Origin of the sequence: Dokdonella fugitiva, from assembly GCF_014138265.1 — a bacterium.
GTDB lineage: Bacteria > Pseudomonadota > Gammaproteobacteria > Xanthomonadales > Rhodanobacteraceae > Dokdonella_A > Dokdonella_A fugitiva_A.
Map to the genome: position 1 here is coordinate 67,771 of NZ_JACGXL010000002.1, position 18,683 is coordinate 86,453.

The 18,683-nt window shown below is 73.1% G+C and carries 10 protein-coding genes; 1 reads left to right on the forward strand and 9 read right to left on the reverse strand.

Annotation, left to right across the window (positions count from 1 at the left end):
• Window positions 1-280: 280 nt before the first annotated feature.
• Together FHW12_RS06560 and FHW12_RS06565 are read right to left on the reverse strand one after the other, a co-directional pair.
• On the reverse strand, window positions 281-1,276 hold the full coding sequence (locus tag FHW12_RS06560) for a helix-turn-helix domain-containing protein (RefSeq protein WP_182530219.1): 996 nt from the start codon (window positions 1,274-1,276) through the stop codon (window positions 281-283).
• A gap of 59 nt (window positions 1,277-1,335) precedes the next feature.
• Window positions 1,336-2,073 carry a YdcF family protein gene (locus FHW12_RS06565; protein WP_182530220.1) on the reverse strand — a complete coding sequence of 246 codons (738 nt, stop codon included), beginning with the start codon at window positions 2,071-2,073 and terminating at the stop codon, window positions 1,336-1,338.
• A gap of 222 nt (window positions 2,074-2,295) precedes the next feature.
• Between FHW12_RS06565 and FHW12_RS06570 the strand changes: the two genes are divergently transcribed.
• On the forward strand, window positions 2,296-3,777 hold the full coding sequence (locus FHW12_RS06570; RefSeq protein WP_182530221.1) for a hypothetical protein: 1,482 nt from the start codon (window positions 2,296-2,298) through the stop codon (window positions 3,775-3,777).
• Window positions 3,778-3,780: 3 nt separating this feature from the next.
• Here FHW12_RS06570 and galE read toward each other — a convergent pair whose 3' ends face one another.
• The 7 genes from galE to FHW12_RS06605 are packed head-to-tail and all read right to left on the reverse strand — an operon-like array spanning window position 3,781 to window position 18,672.
• On the reverse strand, window positions 3,781-4,773 hold the full coding sequence (galE, locus tag FHW12_RS06575) for a UDP-glucose 4-epimerase GalE (protein ID WP_182530222.1): 993 nt from the start codon (window positions 4,771-4,773) through the stop codon (window positions 3,781-3,783).
• Complete coding sequence (locus FHW12_RS21205) at window positions 4,770-6,458, reverse strand: glucosamine inositolphosphorylceramide transferase family protein (protein WP_182530223.1); 1,689 nt, start codon at window positions 6,456-6,458, stop codon at window positions 4,770-4,772. The genes galE and FHW12_RS21205 overlap by 4 nt, the downstream gene beginning before the upstream one ends.
• On the reverse strand, window positions 6,455-7,237 hold the full coding sequence (locus tag FHW12_RS06585) for a hypothetical protein (RefSeq protein ID WP_182530224.1): 783 nt from the start codon (window positions 7,235-7,237) through the stop codon (window positions 6,455-6,457). Before FHW12_RS06585 ends, FHW12_RS21205 begins: the two co-directional genes overlap by 4 nt.
• On the reverse strand, window positions 7,234-8,076 hold the full coding sequence (locus tag FHW12_RS06590) for a serine aminopeptidase domain-containing protein (protein WP_182530225.1): 843 nt from the start codon (window positions 8,074-8,076) through the stop codon (window positions 7,234-7,236). The genes FHW12_RS06585 and FHW12_RS06590 overlap by 4 nt, the downstream gene beginning before the upstream one ends.
• Complete coding sequence (locus FHW12_RS06595; RefSeq protein ID WP_182530226.1) at window positions 8,073-15,890, reverse strand: non-ribosomal peptide synthetase/type I polyketide synthase; 7,818 nt, start codon at window positions 15,888-15,890, stop codon at window positions 8,073-8,075. The genes FHW12_RS06590 and FHW12_RS06595 overlap by 4 nt, the downstream gene beginning before the upstream one ends.
• The gene (locus FHW12_RS06600; protein ID WP_182530227.1) at window positions 15,887-17,734 is read right to left on the reverse strand and encodes a non-ribosomal peptide synthetase; all 1,848 of its coding nucleotides are present in this window, start codon (window positions 17,732-17,734) and stop codon (window positions 15,887-15,889) included. Before FHW12_RS06600 ends, FHW12_RS06595 begins: the two co-directional genes overlap by 4 nt.
• Entirely contained in the window at window positions 17,731-18,672 is a 942-nt protein-coding gene (locus FHW12_RS06605) for a cupin-like domain-containing protein (RefSeq protein WP_182530228.1), read from the reverse strand. The genes FHW12_RS06600 and FHW12_RS06605 overlap by 4 nt, the downstream gene beginning before the upstream one ends.
• Window positions 18,673-18,683 lie beyond the last annotated feature (11 nt).

Sequence of the window (18,683 nt, forward strand, 5' to 3'; positions counted from 1 at the left end):
ATCACGGCGGATCCGGCCTCACCGCGCTCCCTACGCGGCGGCCGTGGGCATCGCGCGCCGACGGGGGCGCGCTCGTCTCGTCCGCCGGACGCGCGCGCGAGATCGCGCGTCCGTTCGCCGCGCGTCCGTCGCGGCCGGCTCGCCGCCGGCATGCCTGCAGCGCAGGCGCCCGCCGGCGACGGCGGAACCGGCACAGCCTAGGCGCGCCGTACGCGGCCCGGCAATGCCGATTTGCGGCACGTTTGTGCCGTTGGCACAAATATGCCTAAAGGCGACGGGGTCAGCGCACTGCGGAGCGCTGCGCGGCGAGGAAGCCGAGCTGGCAGCGCGTCGCCGCACCGAGCTCCTTCATGAGGCCGCTGATCCGCCGCGCGAGCGTGCGGTGCGAGATGCCCAGTTCGAGCTGGATCGCCTTGTCGTTGAGGCCCGACGTGAGCAGCGAGAGCAGCGCGTCGCGCGTGCCGGCGTCCTCGTCGTGCGCGACCGTGTACGGCGTCGCCGCGCGCCACAGCATGTCGAAGATCTCGCACAGCGCGTCGAGCAGCGACGACGGCCGCACCAGCAGCACCGGCCCGTCCGGACGCTCGAGGTCGAGCGGGATGATCGCCATGCGCCGATCGGCGATGACGAGCTTGAACGGCAGCGACGCCGCGATGCGGCATTCCTCGCCGCGCGCGGCGTTGTCGCGCATGTGCTCGGTCCAGCCCGGCATCGACAACAGGTCGCTGTCGATCAGCGCGCGGCAGCGCACGCCGCGCGAGAGCGCGTCGAACAGCAGGTGGTCGGGCTCGGCGATGTTGGAGATGAGCATCGGCCGGCGCGTGAGGCTGAGCAGTTCCTCGCGCACCGTGCGATGCATGTGCACGAACAGTTGCGCGGTCGCGCTCGGGCCGAGGATCTCGACGAGGCGCTCGTCGCGCACGACCGCGCCGACGCCGGCCGCGCCGAGCGTCGCGATCGCCGCGCGCGCGCGCTGCTGGCGCCGCTCCTCGTCGCGCTGGCTCGCCGCGATCAGCGCCTCGACGGCGACGTCGGGCGGCGCGGCGAAGTAGCGCGGCGGGCGATCGGGCGTGTGCGAGACCATGCCGCGCTCACCGAGCGCGCGCAGCACGGCCGCTGCGCGGCGCGGCGTGAGATCGAGCCGGCGTGCGATCTCCGCGGGCGGCAGGCCGTCGTGGCGCAGCAGCAGGCGGTATGCGCGCTCTTCGAGCGGCGTCACGCCCATGGCGTCGAGCGTCTGCCGCGGGGCGGGCGCCGAGGGTCGCGTCGTTGGCATGCAGGTATCCGTGCGGCGGCAACGCTGCTAGGTAGCACGCCCGCGCGGGCGCGACAACGTCAGCCGCGCGCGGACCGCCAAGCGCGCAGGCGGTAGGCGAGCTCGCCGACGAGTTCGTGCAGCGCGTCTTCCGCTTTCATCGTCGCGCTGCCGGTCGGCAGCAGGTAACCCGGGTTGTCGGGCGCGTGGTAGCGCGGCTGCACCGGGTACGAGCAGGCGTCGAACCCGGCGGCGCGGAACGCGACGAGCGCGCGCGCCATGTGCAGGCTCGAAGTCACCAGCCAGATCCGTCGCGGCAATGCCGGCGCGAGCCGCGCGCTCGCCTGCGCGTTCTGCCATGTGTTGAGCGAGGCGGCCTCGACCTGCAGGCTCGCCGCATCGGTGCCGAGATCGCGCGCGAGGTTCGCGAGGACCAGGCTGTCCGCGACACCGCGGTCGCTCGTGCCGATGATCGCGAGCGGCACCTTGCCGAGCGAACGCTGCAGCGCGACCGCACCGAGCAGCCGCTGGATGCTCGCGAGGCCGAGCGAGGCGTAGTCGTGCTCGTCGTGCGGGCGCGCGACGAGGCCCCCCGACAGCACGACGACCGCCTGCGGCGGCGCGCCGCTGCATGCCTCCGGCGCAGGCGCGCGCGCTTCCTGCAGTCGCACGAGCGCGTTCGCGCCGAGCGGCGTCGTCAATACGACGAGCACGGCGGCGGCGGCGACGCACAGTCCGCGCGCACGGCGCCAGCCGCGTCGATCCGCGATCCACCAGGCGACTCCGACGAGCAACAGCAGGCGCAGCGGCGACAGCATCCGAAACCTCCCGGCGACGGCGGCCAGTGTCGCACGTCCGGCGCGCACGCCCGCAGCCCGGCGGCAGCACGCGGCGCAGCTGTCGCGAAGCATGCACGGTGAGCCGCATCGGACGCATCGCACATCCGTCGCATGAACGACGCGTGCATCACGAGGTGCACTACAATCGACCATGCGCACGGGCCGCGCGCATGGGCGCCCCCCAGGCACGGAGGCGACACGATGGCCAACGACAGCAGCGCCGCACATCCCCCGCTCCGCGCACGCCTCCGGCGCGCGCTCGTCGCCGCCGCGTTGGTCGGCCTGTCGACCGCAGGCGCGCAGCCCGACGACCACTCGCAGCATGCGCGGCCGCCCTTCACGCCGGGCCAGGGCTCGAGCACGCCGCTGCAAAGGGTCGCCGCGGCGTGCGAAGCGAACGTCTACGCGGGCCAGCCGCTCGCGTTGCGCACCCTGCTGCCGCAGGGCAACGACGCGCCGCAGGCGGCACCGCCGAAGCCGCCGAAGGGCACCGTGTTCCGCGATCGCGCAGGCACCTGCGTCGTGCGCGCGACCGCGCACGACGTCGAACCGCCGCCGACCTTCGCGCGCAACGACTACTCGCGGCGGCAGCCATTCAATGCGGATTCGAGCCTGATCCTCGTCTACTCGAGCGGCGGCTACTGGCATCTCTACGATGCGAACACGCTGCGCTACCTCAAGCGCCTCGACGGCCCCGCCGGCGACGCCGAGCCGCAGTGGCATGCGACCGATCCGAACACGCTCTACTACCTGCCGACCAATGGCGGCCTCAAGCTGTACGCACTCGACATCCGCGACAACCAGTCGCGCGTCGCCGCCGATTTCAGTGGCCGCCTGCCGTGGCCCGACGCGACGCACGTGTGGACGAAGGACGAAGGCTCTCCGTCGGCGGACGGCCGCTACTGGGGCTTCCAGGCCGAGGCGGGCAACGAGTTCGCGATCCGCGGCTATGTCGTCTACGACCTCGAGGCGGATCGCATCGTCGGCACGCGCGCGACGTCGGTGCGCCCCGACCACGTGAGCATGAGTCCATCCGGGCGCTGGTTCACCAGCTCGGGCGACGACGAGGGCACCTGGGCGTGGTCGCCCGATTTCCGCACGAAGAAGAAGCTGCACCACAAGTCGGAGCACTCCGATCTCGCGATCGGCGCGAACGGCCACGACCTCTACGTCTCGGTCGATTTCCAGAGCGCGCGCGGCGACGTCTTCTTCGTCGATATCGACGCCTGCCCGTCCGTGCCCGCCTCGGCGCCCGCGGCGGGCGTGGCCGAGTGCCCGCGCACGCTGCTGTTCCCGACCTACATCGACGGCGCGCACGCGTCGCTGCACTTCTCCGGCAAGGCGTTCGCCAACCCGGGCTGGGTCGTCGTGTCGAGCTACGACACGCAGCGCACGCGCAGCGGCACCTGGCCGTGGTACACGAACAAGATCTTCGCGGTCGAACTCGCGCCGCGCCCGCGCATGGTCACGCTCGGCTACCACGAGGTGACCCGTTACGCCGGCTACTGGACCGAGCCGCACGCGGCACCGAACCGCACGCTCGGCCGCGTCATGTTCAACTCGAACTGGGACACGACCAGTGCCGATGACGTCGACGACTACATGATCGTGCTGCGCGATCGCGCGATCCCGCTCGCTGCGCGCGCGGCGGCGCCCGCCGCGATCGCCGGGCGCGCGCGCTGACCGTCACGCCGCGCGTGCGGCGAGCGTGCGTTCCCACGCGAGCGCGGTGCGCGCGATGAGGTCGAGGTCGTCGTGGCGCGGCGCCCAGCCGAGCACGTCGCGGATGCGCCGCGCGTCGGCGACGAGCGCGGGAATGTCGCCGTCGCGCCGCGGCTGCTCGACCACGCGCAACGGCGCGCCGCTCGCGCGCTCGACCGCGGCGATCACCTCGCGCACCGAGTAGCCGTGGCCGTAGCCGCAGTTGAGCGTCGTCGACGCGCCGCCGTCGCCGAGGTAATCGAGCGCACGCAGGTGCGCGTCGGCGAGGTCCTCGACGTGGATGAAATCGCGGATGCCGGTGCCGTCCGGCGTCGCGTAGTCGGTGCCGAAGATCGCGAGCGCGTCGCGCCGACCGGTGGCGACTTCGCAGGCGACCTTGAACAGCAGCGTCGAGCCGCGCGTCGACAGCCCGATGCGACCGAGCGGGTCGCAGCCGGCGACGTTGAAGTAGCGCAGGATCACGTGGCGCATGCTGCCGTTCGCGTCGAGGTCGCGCAGCATCCATTCGCTCATGAGCTTGGAACTGCCGTACGGGCTGATCGGCCGGGTCGGCGTGTCCTCGCCCGCGCGACCGTCGGCGGTCGGTCCGTACACGGCGGCGGTCGAGGAGAACACGACGCGACGCACGCCGCGGCGCACGCAGGCCTCGAGCAGGTTGCGCGTCGCGCAGGTGTTGTTCGCGTAGTAGCGCAGCGGGTCGGCGACCGATTCCGGCACGATCGTGCGCGCGGCGAAGTGCAGCACCGCGCCGACGTCGTGTTCGCGCAAGAGCGCATCGACGAGCGCCGCGTCGGCGGTGTTGCCGACGACGAGTGGCGCATCGAGCACGGCCTCGCGGAAACCCGTGCTGAGGTCGTCGAGCACGACCACCGGCGTGCCGGCCTCGCGCAACTGGCGCACGACGTGGCTGCCGATGTAGCCGGCGCCGCCGGTCACGAGGACGGTATTCGCACTCACGATGGCTCCTCGGTTCGGGTGGCGCGCATGCGCCGGCGCGGCACGAGCCGCTTGCCGTCGACGATCTCGATGCCGGTGCCGCGGCTGTAGGTGTGGCAGCCGCGCAGGCCGCGCCGCCAGTCCGGATCGATGCGGCCGAGCGGCCGTTCTTCGTAGCGCCCGGGCTCGAGCACGACGACTTCGTTGAAGACGACCGCGTAGCCATAGTCGACGCTGCAGTCCTGCGCGGGGCGGATCAGGCGGCCGTCGTGCACGAACAGCTTGCCGGCCGGTCGCGCGCGGCGCACGTCGCTGAGCAATGGATTGGCCGGATGCGCGCGCCACGGCCCGAGCGGCGAATCGGCGACGAACAGGAACAGGTCGGTCCATACGCGCCGGTCGACGTCGAGCGGACTTTCGCTGATGCAGGCGAACAGGTACCAGTGCGTGCCGTCGTGGTGCAGCGTGCCGTCGACCGCGTTGCGGCCGCGCAGCAGCTCGGCCGCGAATGCCCAGCGCGCGGGGAACTCGACCGCGCGATGCAGCGCGAACGTGTGCGCGGCCGACGACTCGACCGTGAGCCAGAGTTCGCCCTGCCACTCGTACACGAGCGGGTACGACAGGTGCCAGGGCTCGTCGAACACGGTGCGCACGTCGACCGGCGCGAGCGCGGCGTCGAGTTCGGCGACTGCGATGCGGCCACGCCGCGTCGCGTACGGATACTCCTCGACGAACAACCAGTCACGACCGTCGCGATGCACGAGCGAAGGATCGGCCCAGAAGCGCCCGGGCGGCGTGTCGAGCACGCGCAGGTCGTGCGCCCGCGGCCGGGCGGGGTCGAGGGGCACGTCGCTGCGGCGCGCGGCGAGCACCCAGTCTTCGCCGCGGCCGAGGCGCGGCACGTGCCGACGCAACGCGCGCGCGGCGAGGCGCAGCGCGAACGCGCCGAGCGCGAACGGCCCCGGTGGCGTGAACGCGGACGTCGCTTCGCCGACCGGCGTTTCGCCCGCGGCGAGCCGGCGCAGCAGGCGCACGAGCGTCGCCGGCACGCGCAACAACTGGTAGGCGCGGTTGCGTGCGAACGAGAGCTGCGCGGTCGCGCTCCAGTCGGCGCCGAGCAATCGCACGTCGCGACCGTCGTGGACGACGATGCCGCCGCGACTGACCGCCTCGCCGCGCCACAGCGGCGCGAGGTGGCGCAGGCCGTGGCGCCGCGCGTCGGTCGCGTCGCGCTCGAGGAACCAGGCGCCGCGCGTCGCGAGCGCGGCGATTCCGGCCGACGGCGGCGGGAGGCCGAAGCCGAGCAGCAGGTCGGCGCCGTACGCACGCAGCTGCAACGCGCCGCGTTCATCGAGCTCGAGGCGGCCGTCGTGCTCGCGCGCGCCGATCTCGAGCAGTGGCACGTCGACGAGGCGGTCGCGTAGTTCGACCGGCGCGGTCGCCTTGCGCGCGCCGCCGGCGAGCGCCGCGTCGACGCTTACGAACGCGTCGACCGCGCGAGGGCGCGACGGCGGCGACGGCAGCGGCGCGTGCAGCACCGCGAGCAGCTCGCAGCCGTCGTCGGCGACGAGCGCGGCGAGCGACTCGGCGATCCACGCCGGCACGACCACCCGATCGACGAAGGCGAGCACGCGCAGCGCGCGGCATCCGGGCGGCAACGGCGCATACAGCGGCGTCGGCGCGACGGCGTCGGCGCGCTGCGTCATGCGAAGGCCCGACCCCAGTCGCCGATCGCCTGCAGCAACCGCGCACGATCCTGCACGCGCATGAACATGTGGTCGCAATCGGGCCAGTACTCGAAACGCACGCACGCGGCGGCGGTGGGTGCACCGAATGTCGCCGCGAACTGCGCGCGATGCGTGAAGTACGCGGCCGCGCCGCCGGTGTAGAGCGCGAACACGCCGACTTCGCGCGCGACGAGGCGGCCGAGTTCGACGCGCGCGGCGGCGAGCGCAGGCCAGTCGCGCATGTTGCCGTCGCCGATCGCGGGCGCGCGCTTGCGACGCGTGAAGCGACCGAGCAGCGTCTTCAGCGCCGACGCGCCACGGCCGAGCAGGAGCTGCAGCTGGCCGACGCGGAACCACGCGCCACGGTGCGCGTACGGGTCGAGCAGGAGCAGTCCGCACACGCGCTCGTCGGCGAGTGCGATCTTCCAGCCCTGGTCGGCGGCGCTGCACAGGCCACCGATGACGAAGCGGTCCGCGCCGACCAGCGCACCGAGCCGGTCGAAGCCGCGCATGATCACCGCGACATCGTCGCCACGCTTGGGCGGCGCGTCGCCGACGCCGGGCTGGTCGACGCGCAGCACGGCGAAGCCCTGCGCGGCGAGCGCGCGCGCGAGGTCGACGTGCATGCGGAACGGACCCGAGCGCGGGATGAAGCCTGCGTTGAGCAGCACCCACAGCGGCCGCCGCGTCGGTTGCGCGGGACGCGTGAGCACGCCGGTGAGGCCGTGGCCGAGGTCGAGCGGGGCTTCCTCGATCATTTCGCTTCCTCGCCCGGTGCCGCCTGCGCGAGCGCATCGATGCAGGCCGCGACCGGCGGCGTGATGAAGGTCGCGCGCAGGTCGATGCGCGCATGCCAGCCGGCCGCCGCAGCCGGCAGGGCGACGTGCTGGCGCGCCTGCGGCAGCGGCGCGGCGCGCTCGTCGTCGACGACGCGCAGGTCGAGCGCGGCATCGGCCGAGCGCGCCTCCGCGAGCAGTCCGTCGAGGCTCTGCGCGGCGATCTGCGCGCGCAACGACGCGGGACAGTACGACGCGAGCAGGCGATCCGCCTCGGCCGGTTTCGGCTGCGTGCCGATGAACGGGTAGCGCAGGCGCGAGGCGCGCTCGCGCGCATCCATCGCGACGAGTTCGTCGAGCCACGCACGGCCGTCGGTGAGCGGCTGCCACAGCCACAGCGGCAGGCGATGGCGTTGCGCGAGCCGTGCCGCGGGCCACGCGCCCGCGCGCGCGCCGAATGCGATCAGCGGCACCCCCGGCACGCGGCGCGCGAGTTCGTCGAGCGCGGTCCCGGCATCGGCGAACACGCCGTCGAGGGTGAACGCCGTCTCGTCGCCCCACGAATCGCCGCTGCCGTAGTAGTCGAAGCGCAGGCTCGCGATGCCGCGTTCGGCCAGGCGCGCCGCGACCAGCGACAGCAGGCGGTAACTGAGGAACTGTTCGTGGAAGAACGGCGGACAGAGCACGAACGCCGCGCGCGCCGGGCCGCGCGCGGCACGGAACACCGTGAACAGGCGCCGATCCGGCGCGCCCGCGAACGCGAATTCGTGCAAGGCTTCGCCGGCGCGCTCCGGCGCCGGCGGCGCGATCGTCGCCGTCATCCGCCGCGCCCGCCGAACAGTCCGCGCAGGCGCGACATCCAGCCGCCCTGCTTCGCCGTGCGTTCGCGCGGCAACATCTCGGCGACGCTGCCGAGCGTGCCGGTGGCGATCGCGAGCACGTTGAGGCGCACGCCGGCTTCGCGCTCGACGCGCGCCATCATGTCGACCGCGAGCAGCGAATCGCCGCCGAGGTCGAAGAAGTTGTCGTCGGCGCGTGCCTCGGCGACGCCGATGAGCTCGCACCAGAGCGCGGCGAGATAGGTGATGCGCGCGTCGGCCGGCGCGGCCACGGCGTCGTCCACGTGGCCACCCTGCTCGGGCGGCATCGGCAGCGCCTTGCGATCGGTCTTGCCGTTCGGCGTGGTCGGCATCGTCTCGAGCACGACGATGTGGTTCGGCCGCATGTACGGCGGCAGCGATTCGCGCAGGCGCTCGCGCACGCGGCCGGCGAGGTCGCCGTAGCGATCGCGCGAGGTCACGTAGAGCACGAGGCGCTGGTCGCGCGGGCCGAACTCGCGCACCGCCGCCGCGGCCTCGCGCACGAGCGGATCCTCGTGCGCGGCCGCCTCGATGTCGCCGAGTTCGATGCGGAAGCCGCGCAGCTTGACCTGGTCGTCGGCGCGGCCGTGGAAGTACAGCACGCCGTCCTGCAGGCTGCCGACGTCGCCGGTGCGGTACATGCGGCTGCCGTCGCCGGCGAACGCGTCGACGCGGAAGCGCTCGGCGGTGAGGTCGGGGCGATGCAGGTAGCCGTCGGCGACGCCGTCGCCGCCGATCCAGATCTCGCCCTGCTCGCCGGCGGCGAGCACGCGTCCCGATTCGTCGAGCACGTGGATGCGCGTGTTGGCGATCGGCCGGCCGAGCGGCACCGGCCCGTCGCCGGCCTCGACGCGGTGGATCGTCGACCAGATCGTCGTCTCGGTCGGCCCGTACATGTTCCACAGCTCGCCGCAGTGGCGCACGACTTCGTTGGCGAGGTCGCGCGGCATCGCTTCACCGCCGACGAGCAGCTTGAGGCCGGCGAGGCCTTCGACGCGGCCGCCGTCGCAGAGCAGGCGCAGCAGGGTCGGCGTCGTCTGCAGCACGGTCGCGCCGCAGTCCTTCACCAGCGCCATCGTCTTCTGCGGATCGCGCACTTGCGCCTCGGTCGCGATGTGCACGCGTGCGCCGCTCACGAGCGGCAGGTACAGCTCCAGGCCGGCGATGTCGAACGACAGCGTGGTCACCGCGCAGATCACGTCGTCCGCGGCGAAGCCGGGTTCCTCGCGCATCGAGCGCAGGAAGTTGACGAGGTTGCGGTGCAGGATGCGCACGCCCTTCGGCTCGCCGGTCGAGCCGGAGGTGAACAGCACGTATGCGAGGTCGGCGCCGCCGACCGCGGGCAACGACGCGACGTCGTCGTCGCCGACCGCGGGCAACGGCGCGACGTCGGCGTCGTCGACCGCGATCAGCGCGGCGTCGTGTTCGGTCACCGCTGCCGGAAGCTCGTGGCCGGCGAGCACCACCGTGTGGCGCAACGCCGAGCGCTCGATCATCGTGCGCAGGCGCTTGTCCGGGAAGCTCGCGTCGAGCGGCACGTAGGCGGCGCCCGCGCGCAGCACGCCGAGCGCCGCGGCGACCATCTCGCTGCGCCTGGGCATGCAGATGCCTACGAGGTCGCCGCACGAGACGCCGGCGGCGAGCAGGCGCGAGGCGACGCGCCCGCTCGCGCGCCACAGGTCGGTGTAGCGGTACTGCTGCGTTTCGCAGCTGACCGCGATGCGGCCGGGTGTCGCGTGCACCTGCTCCTCGACGAGGTCGAGCAGCGAGGGACCGGATGCGACGGCGTGGAGCGGCGGCGTCATCGGCGGGGCCGTGGCGGCCGCGGTCGCGGCCGTGCGTGACGATGCAGCGGCCGCATGATCGGAAGTTTGCATGCCGATGTCCTCGAGCATTCGTTCGTACGCGGCGATCCAGCGCCGTATCGTCGCCGCGTCGTACAGCGCGGTGCGGTAGTGCAGGTCGAGCGAGAGCTGGCGCCCGTCGTCGTTGAGGTTGAAGAACAGGTCCCACAGCAGCGCGACGTGGCGGCAGTCGCGCCATTCGGTCACGACGCCGTCGAACTGCGGCGCGCGCACGCGCGGGTTGAGGTTGAAGATGACCTCGCCGAGCGCCCCGCGCACGCTGCGCCGGCGCAGCGAGCGCGCGCGCAGGATCGTCATGAGCGTGAGGTCCTGGTGGTCGGCCGCGTCGAGCAGCGCGGCCTGCGCGGTCGACACCGCGGCGTCGACGCCCGCGCGCGGATCGATGCGCAGGCGCAGCGGCAGCGTGTTGACGCCGTCGCCGATCAGCGCGCCGCTGCCGGCGAGCGCCTGGCCCGCGAACGGTATCGCGATCGCGAAATCGCGCTGCGCCGCCAGCCGCGCGACGAACAGGCCGAACGCGCCGAGCAGCAGGCCGTAGAGCGTCGCGCCGCGACGGCGTGCTTCGGCACGCAGCGCGGCGGCGAGCGGCGCCGGGAACACGTGCCGCTCGGTGTCGGCGTCGAAGTCGGCGCCTTCCACGTGCGGGCGGTCGCCCGGGAGTTCGAGCGGCGCCGGGATGTCGGCGTAGACGCGGTTCCAGTAGGCCAGCTGCGCGGCACCGTTGGCGTCGCGGCGCGCACGCTCGGCGAGCGCGTACGCGCGGAAGCTTTGCGGCGGCGGCAGGCGCGGCTCGCGACCGCCCGCGTACGCGTTGTAGCAGGCCTGCAGTTCGTCGCAGAACACCGCGAGCGACCAGCCGTCCATGATCAGGTGGTGCGCGACCAGGTGCAGCGCATGGCGATGCTCGCCGAGTCGCAGCAGGGCGAACCGCGCCAGCGGCGCCCGCGCGAGGTCGAACGGCGTGCGCATCTGCCGATCGCACCAGGCCTCGAGCCGCTCGTCCGCGTCGGCGCCGGACAGGTCGACCTGCTGCAGCGGCAACGACGGCAGCGGCTGCAGCGCGAGCGTGCGGCCGTCGGCGGCGATGCCGAAGCGGAACGCCTCGTGGCGGTGCCAGACCGTGTCGAGCGCGCGCTGCAGCGCGGCGACGTCGAGCGCGCCGTCGAACGTGAGCACGACCGCTTCGTTGCAGGCGAGCGCGGCGCTCGAGCCGTACTGGCAGCCGAGCCACTTCTCGAGCTGGCCGTCGGTCAGCGCGACCGCGTCGGGCAATGCCGCCTCGTCGTTCGTGTTCGTCGCGGCCACGCTCGCGCGTGCGCCCGCGCGCGGCACCAGCAGACCCGCACCGAGCAGGCCGTCGAGCGCCGCGCGCACCGCGCCGACGATGCGTTCGACTTCCGCGGCGCCGTGCGCCTCGGTGAGGAAGCAGTTGAACTGCTCGTACACGTGCAGGCCGTTCGCGCGCAGCATGTACCAGAACAGGCTCGCGTACGGCTGGTCCTCGTCGGCGACGATGCGCCAGAGCGAGCTGAAGCCGACCGCCTTGAGCGGCGCCGCGCGTTCGCCGAACAGCGCATCGAGGCGCCCGACGAGGTCGTGCGTGCGCGCATTGAGTTCGTCCTGCAGCGCCGGGCCGCGCTGGCGCAGGTGCATCAACGCGGCCTTCGCCGCGGCGAGCGCGAGCGGGTGGCGCACGAACGTGCCGGCGAAGTACGTGACGCCCGCCTCCGGACGCGAATCGTCGCCGAAGCGCCAGTCGCCGCCGTCGAGCGCGTCGAGCCAGCGCGCGCCGCCGGCGATCGCGGCGAACGGCAGGCCGCCGCCGATGATCTTGCCGTAGGTCGCGATGTCGGCGCGCACGCCGTAGTACGCCTGCGCACCGCCTTGCGCGATGCGGAAGCCGGTGATGACTTCGTCGAAGATCAGCGCACAGCCGGCCTCGTCGCAGATCGTGCGCAGCACCTGCACGAACGCGCGCGGCTGCAACGACGGGTTCTTGCCCTGCACCGGCTCGATCATGATCGCGGCGAGTTCGTGCGCGCGCTCGCGCAGCACGCGCAGTGCGTCCTCGCTGCCGTAGTCGAGCACGAGCACGTTCTCGACCGCGCTGGCGAGGATGCCCGGTGCCGCGGCGATCGAACGCAGGCTGCGCGTGCCGCGCACGATCACTTCGTCGAAGATGCCGTGGTAGGAGTTGGTGAAGATCGCGATCGTGCGGCGGCCGGTCACCGTGCGCGCGATGCGCATCGCGCCCATCACGGCCTCGGAGCCGGTGTTGCAGAACGCGACGCGCGGCATGCCGGTCATGCCGGCGATAAGTTCGGCGACCTCGGCGGTCAACGGATGCTGCGGGCCGACTTCGAAGCCGGCGTCGACCTGCTGCTTGATCGCCGTGGCGACGTAGTCGGGCTGGTGGCCGAGGAAGTTCGCGCCGAACGAATTGAGGCAATCGACGTACTCGTTGCCGTCGACGTCGTGCAGCAGCGCACCCTTCGAGCGCTCGACGACGATCGGGTAGACGAGTTCCTTCCACAGCGGATGGAAGCCGGTGACGACGCGCGGATCGGCCATGCGCGCGCGGTGCTGCTGCGCGAACGCCTTCGAGCGCGCGGTGCGCGCGTTGTAGCGACGCGTGAAGTCGTCGACCCAGGCGCGCTGCGCGGGCGTCATCGCGTGATCGGGCTCGAGCGTGATGCGTGCGGACGCGCCGAACGGCCGCTCGACGAGGTTCGCCGCGGGCGCTTCTTCCGCGCGCGGCGCGGCGGCGGGCGGCGCTGCCGGCGGCCCGGCGACCGGCGCGGCGCCGCCGGCGAGGCTCGCGAGCAGTTGCATCTGCTGCTGCATGAGCGCCTGCTGGCTCTGGATCAGCGCGAGCAGCGGTGATGCCGAGGCCGCGGTCGCCGGCATGGCGACTGCAGATGCTGCCGGCGCGGGGATCGGCGGCGCCGACGACGCGGGCAGCGTCGGTTCGAGCAGGGTTGCAAGCTTGGCGATGCTGTCGACGTCCTCCATGAGGCGCCGGAACTTCAGCTTGAGCCCGTAGCGGCGCTCGAGTTCGAGCGCGGCCTGCGTCAGCGACAGCGAATCGAGTCCGAGCTCGAGGAAGCTCGCCTCGTCGTGCGTCGCGCCGAGGTGCTCGCCGGTCAGCGACTCGACCAGTTCGCGCAACTCGGCACGCAGGCGCGACGACGGCGGCGGAACGGCCGGCGTGGCGGCGATCGCGGGATGGGCTTCCTTCATGCTCGCTTCCCCAGGGACGCCGGCGGCCGGCGTCGGTGCATCGATCCAGTGGCGCTCGCCGCGGAACGGATAGCCCGGCAGCGCGACGCGGCGGCGCGCCTGCCCGGCGTAGTACGCATTCCAGTCGGGCTCGCGGCCGGCGACCCAGCACGCGCCGAGCGCGGCGGCGAGATGTTCCGCGTCGCTGCCCGGCTTCGCCGCCGGGCCGAGTGAAGCGACCGCGCGGCCACCCTCGCCGAGCTGGCTGCGCGCGAACGTCGTCAGCGCCTGCGACGGCCCGACTTCGACGAACAACGTCGCGCCGTCGGCGACCGCGTGCGCGACCGCGTCGGCGAAACGCACCGGTTCGCGCAGCTGGCGGCACCAGTAGGCCGGTTCCGCCGCGGCGAGCGCGTCGATCGGCGCGCCGCTCACGCACGAATAGAACGGTCGCGACGATGGCGCGAGGCGCAGGTTCGCGAACGCACGCTCGAACGGCGGCAGCGCGCCGTCCATGAGCGCCGAATGGAACGCGTGGCTCACCTTGAGCCGCGTGCTCGCGATGCGCTCGGCCTCGAGCGTGTCGGCGAACGCACCGATCTCGGTGTCGGTGCCGGCCACGACGCACAGCTCCGGCGCGTTGACCGCGGCGAGGCTGACGCCGCCGTTGAGGCGCGGCGCGATCGCATTGGCGACCGCGCGCACCGCGAGCATCGCGCCCGGCGGCTGCGCCTGCATCGCCGCGCCACGCGCGCAGACCAGTGCGATCGCGTCGTCGAGGCCGAACACGCCGGCAAGCGTCGCGGCGACGTACTCGCCGATGCTGTGGCCGATCATCGTGTCGGCGACGATGCCCCAGCTCTCCCACAGGCGCGCGAGCGCGTACTCGACGACGAACAGCGCCGGCTGCGTGAAGCGCGTTTGGGCGAGTTCGGCCGCGGCCGCTTCCGCGGCGTCGGCGGACGGCAGGATCAGTGCGCGCAGGTCGCGCCCGAGCCACGCGCTCGCGAGCGCGCAACCGCGGTCGAAGTGCTCGGCGAACACGGCTTCGGTCTCGACGAGCTCGCGCGCCATGTTCGCGTGCTGCGAGCCTTGTCCGGGAAACAGGAACACGAGCTTCGGCCGCGCCGCGCGTCGGGCCACGACCTGGGCGAGCGCGTCGCGCGCTTGCGCCGTCGTGCGCGCGACGACCGTCGCGCGCGAGGCCATCGCCTTGCGGCCGAGCGCGAGCGTCGCCGCGACGTCGGGCAACTCCTCGTCGCGCGCGTGCTCGAGCCGCGCGGCGAGTTCCGCCGCGCGGCGCTGCAACGCGTCGTCGTCGCGCGCCGACAGCACGAGCACGCTCGCGCGACGACCGACTGCTGACGGCGGAGCGAGCGGCGCCTCCTCGAGCACGACGTGCGCATTGGTGCCGCCGACGCCGAACGAACTCACGCCTGCGCGCCGCGGCGTCGCGCCGCGCGGCCACTCGACCGGCTCGCGCGCGAGCTTGAAGGGCGAATGCGCGAAGTCGATCTCGGGATTCGGCGCACGCAGGTTGATGCTCGGTGGAATGCGCCCGTGCCGCAGCGCGAGGGTCGCCTTGATCAGGCCGGCGACGCCCGACGCGGCGACGAGGTGGCCGAGGTTGCCCTTGATCGAGCCGAGCCAGCACGCCTGCGTCGCGCTGCCGTCGACGCGGAACGCGCGCGTGAGCGCCTCGACCTCGATCGGATCGCCGAGCGGCGTGCCAGTGCCGTGCGCCTCGACGTAACCGATCGAACCGGCGTCGACGTTCGCGCTGGCGAGCGCGAGGCGGATCGCGGCGGCCTGGCCGCGCACGCTCGGCGCGCCGAAGCTCGCCTTGTCGGCGCCGTCGTTGTTGACGCCGACGCCGCGGATCACCGCGTGGATCGTGTCGCCCTGCTCGATCGCATCGGCGAGGCGCTTGAGCACGACCACGCCGGCGCCGGACGAGAACACGGTCCCGCTCGCGTCGGCGTCGAACGGCCGGCAGTGGCCGTCGGCGGATTCGATCGCGCCTTCGGCGGGCAGGTAGCCCGATTCCTGCGGCACGACCACGTTGACGCCACCGGCGAGCGCGACGTCGCACTGCCAGCTCATGAGCGCGTACCACGCCTGCGCCACCGCGACGAGCGAGGTCGAGCACGCGGTGTACAGGCTGATCGCGGGGCCGGTCAGGCCGAGCCGGTGCGCGACGCGCGTCGCGAGGTAGTCCTTCTCGTTGGCGAGCATCGCGGCGAACTCGCCGCTCGCCGCGACGACGTCGGGGCGCGCGTCCACGAGCTTGCGGTAGCCGTTGTTCGACGTGCCGGCGAATACACCGATGGAGGCAGCGTCGCTGCCGCCGGCACAGCGCGACGGATCGATGCCGGCGTGCTCGAGCGCGTTCCAGCACAGTTCGAGGAACACGCGCTGCTGCGGGTCGATCAGCTGCGCCTCGCGTGCGGGGATGCCGAAGAACGCGGCGTCGAACCGGTCGGCGTCGGCGAGCGTGCCGCGCGCGCGCACGTAACGCGGGTGCTCGCGCAGTTCGCGCGGCACCAGCGGCGAGAGTTCTTCCGGGGCGAAGCGGGTGATCGATTCGCGCCCGGCGAGCAGGTTCGCCCACAGCTCGTCGATCGAGGCTGCACCAGGGAACCGCCCCGCCATGCCGACGATCGCGATGCCGTCGTGCGCGACCTCGCTCATCGGACGCCTCCGGCGCGCGGGCCGAAGCGCGCGAACGCGGCGCGCTGCGCGGCGCCGCGCGCGCGCTCGCCCGCCGCGTCGGCGACCGGCGCGGGCTGGACGGCGAGCGCGCGGGCCTGCGCGGCGACGGTCGGGTGCTCGTAGGCCTGCGCCACGCTCAGCACATGGCCGTGCCGGCGCAGTTCGGTCAGCGCGCGCACGACCAGCAGCGAGCGTGCGCCGTGATCGAACAGGTTCGCTTCCACGTCGAGATGATCCACCCCGAGCAGCTGCTTCCACAAGTCGAGAAGTTGATTCTGCAGGGATTCGCCGTCGAGCCAGCGCAGAGGCACCGTGGCCGGCGAGCCGGCGAGCGCGCGGCGATCGATCTTGCCGCTCGCCGTCAGCGGCAGCGCCGCGTGGGTGACGACCGCGCGCGGCACGAGGTAGTCGGCCAGCGATGCCGCACAGTGCGCCTGCAGGTCCGCAGCCAGCGCGACTGCGTCGATGCGCGCGTCGCGCGCGACCACGTGCGCGACGAGGCGCCGCCCGCCGGCCCCGTCGGCGGCGACGACGATCGCCTCGGCGACCGCAGGGTGGCGGCACAGCACCGCTTCGATCTCGGCCGGCTCGACGCGGAAGCCGTCGATCTTGAGCTGGTCGTCGAGGCGGCCGTGGCAGTCGAGCACGCCGTCGGCGCCGATGCGCGCGCGATCGCCGCTGCGGTACCAGCGTTCGCCGTCGCGCTCGACGAAACGCTCGGCGGTGAGCTCGGGCCGACGGATGTAACCGGCGGCCAGGCAGTCGCCGCCGAGCAGGAGTTCGCCTTCGGCGCCGTCGGCGAGCGGCGCGAGCGCGGCGTCGACGACGCGCACGCGCACGTGCGGCAACGGCGTGCCGATCGGCGGCAGGTCCGGCCACGCGGCCGGGTCACCGGCGAGTTCGTGCGCGGTCACGACGTGCGTTTCGGTCGGACCGTAATGGTTGTGCAGCACGGCCTCCGGCAGCGCGGCGAACAGCGCGCGGATCGCCGGCGTCACGCGCAGCTGCTCGCCGGCCGTGACGACGTCGTGCAGCGCGTGCGGCAGCATGCCGCCCGCGGCGACCGCTTCGGCGAGCGCCTGCAGGCCGACGTAGGGCAGGAACAACCGTTCGATGCGCTCGCGCGCGAGCAGCGCGAGCAGCGCGTATGGGTCGCGCCGCTCGGCTTCGCCCGGCAGCACGAGGCAGCCGCCGCCGGCGAACGTCGAGAAGATCTCCTGGAACGACACGTCGAAGCCGAGCGGCGCGAACTGCAAGGTGCGCGCGGCGCGGCCGAGGCGCGGATGGGAACGGTGCCAGTCGATCAGCGCGGCGACCGCGGCACTGCGCATCGCGACGCCTTTCGGACGCCCGGTCGAGCCCGAGGTGAACAGCACGTAGGCGAGTTCGCCGGCGACGTCGTCGCGCAACGGCGGAGCCTGCGCCTGGCGCGGCGGCTCGACACGAACGGTACCGGGAGGCAGGCGCGGGTCGGCGTCGCCGTAGAGGCAGCGTGGCCGCGCGTCGTCGAGCATCGCGGCGAGACGCGCGGCGGGGAAATCGAGGTCGAGCGGCAGGTAGGCCGCGCCGCGCGCGACGCAGGCGAGGATCGCCGCGATCGTCTCCGCGCTGCGCACCGCGGGCAGCGCGACGACGTCGCCGGCGACCACGCCGGCTGCGCGCAGCGCGTCGGCGTGCGTCGCCGCCCGCGCGAGCAGCGCGGGATAGTCGAGTTCGACGTCACCGGCGCGCAGCGCCGGGGTCGCGTGCCGGGCATGCGCGAGCAGCGGCGCGAGCAGCGAAGCCGCACGCCGTTCCGCATGCAACGGCACGCTCGCGTTCATCGCGCGCCCCAGGCGGTGTCGCGGTTCGCGCCGCCGAGTTCCTGCAGCGCGATCAGCGGCCCGACCGCGCGCAGCCAGAGGCCGAGCGCGAGCGCCTTGAGCGGCTTGCCGTTGCGCCGGCGCTCGTCGACGGCGTCGCCGATGAACGCGCTCCAGTTGTCCGGTCCGAGCGAGTCGAACGCGACCGAGATCGTCATGTTGAGGCTGCGCGCGGTGTGCCACCAGCCGCACGGCAGGAACAAGGTCTCGCCCGCGTGCACCACGACCTTCTGGCACTTCGCCTCGCGGAACAGCGGGTAGCGTTCGTAGTCGGGATGGTGGTGGTCGCGGATGCTCGACTGCCACGGCATGTCCGGATTGACGTAGAGCAGCTGTTCCTGCCCCGGCGCGTACAGGGTGAATTCCTTGTCGCCGTGGAGCTGGGTGATCCACGCGTGCAGGCGCAGCACGTCGTAGTGCAGGTACGGGAACTCGCCGCCGGGACCGCCGAAGAAGATCTCGAGGTTGTTGACGCCGGAGAACAGCCGCTGCGGCACGAGCGGATTCGCCTGCCGGTCGGGCAGGCTGTAGCCGAAGCGCGGCGTGACCTCGGGCAGCAGCTCGCGGAACGTCTTGGCGATCTCGAACTTGCACGGATACGGGCCGGGCTTGTCGATCGTCGACGCCTCGAGCAGGTCGATGAGTTCGGCGAGGCGGTAGTCGTGGCCGCGCACGCGCACGACGTGCGTGCCGTAGGCGCGCCGGAAGTAGTCCGGATCCGCGCGACCGTACAGCGGCCACGCGCGCGCGGCGTCGCCGAGCACGACCGGCTTGCGCGGATCGCGGTATTCGGCGATGAAATCGTCGACGCTGAGCCCACTGCGGCGATCGACCCAGCTGCTGCTGCCGGCGTTGCCGGCGGTTACGACGCCGGCAACGCCGGCTTGCGTCGTGTTCATGCTCGCCCCTC

Bases quoted from the DNA above. Each gene is read 5' to 3' on its own strand.
- FHW12_RS06560 (WP_182530219.1), bottom strand. From the start codon at position 1,276: ATGCCAACGACGCGACCCTCGGCGCCCGCCCCGCGGCAGACGCTCGAC.
- FHW12_RS06565 (WP_182530220.1), bottom strand. From the start codon at position 2,073: ATGCTGTCGCCGCTGCGCCTGCTGTTGCTCGTCGGAGTCGCCTGGTGG.
- FHW12_RS06570 (WP_182530221.1), top strand. From the start codon at position 2,296: ATGGCCAACGACAGCAGCGCCGCACATCCCCCGCTCCGCGCACGCCTC.
- FHW12_RS21205 (WP_182530223.1), bottom strand. From the start codon at position 6,458: ATGACGCAGCGCGCCGACGCCGTCGCGCCGACGCCGCTGTATGCGCCG.
- FHW12_RS06585 (WP_182530224.1), bottom strand. From the start codon at position 7,237: ATGATCGAGGAAGCCCCGCTCGACCTCGGCCACGGCCTCACCGGCGTG.
- FHW12_RS06590 (WP_182530225.1), bottom strand. From the start codon at position 8,076: ATGACGGCGACGATCGCGCCGCCGGCGCCGGAGCGCGCCGGCGAAGCC.
- FHW12_RS06595 (WP_182530226.1), bottom strand. From the start codon at position 15,890: ATGAGCGAGGTCGCGCACGACGGCATCGCGATCGTCGGCATGGCGGGG.
- FHW12_RS06600 (WP_182530227.1), bottom strand. From the start codon at position 17,734: ATGAACGCGAGCGTGCCGTTGCATGCGGAACGGCGTGCGGCTTCGCTG.
- FHW12_RS06605 (WP_182530228.1), bottom strand. From the start codon at position 18,672: ATGAACACGACGCAAGCCGGCGTTGCCGGCGTCGTAACCGCCGGCAAC.